Below are 246 nucleotides of genomic sequence, written 5' to 3' on the forward strand. Positions count from 1 at the left end.
GTGCGTGACGATTTCGACAACGAAACCCATCGTCCGCTGGGCCCGGTGGTCTGCATCAGTCCATGGAACTTCCCGCTGGCGATCTTTACCGGTCAGATTGCGGCTGCACTGGCAGCGGGTAACAGCGTGCTGGCCAAACCGGCCGAGCAGACACCGCTGATTGCCGCACAGGCGGTTCAGATCCTGCTGGATGCGGGTGTGCCACCAGGCGTGCTGCAACTGCTGCCAGGTCAGGGTGAAACCGTT

1 protein-coding gene is annotated in these 246 nt (G+C 62.2%); it reads left to right on the top strand.

What is annotated here, in order from left to right; translation table 11 throughout:
- Nucleotides 1-246: aldehyde dehydrogenase family protein (locus SB756_RS33785; protein WP_410913727.1), on the top strand; the 246-nt coding region annotated here is incomplete at both ends.

Source organism: Pseudomonas sp. SIMBA_068, from assembly GCF_046534705.1.
GTDB classification, from domain to species: Bacteria; Pseudomonadota; Gammaproteobacteria; order Pseudomonadales; family Pseudomonadaceae; genus Aquipseudomonas; species Aquipseudomonas putida.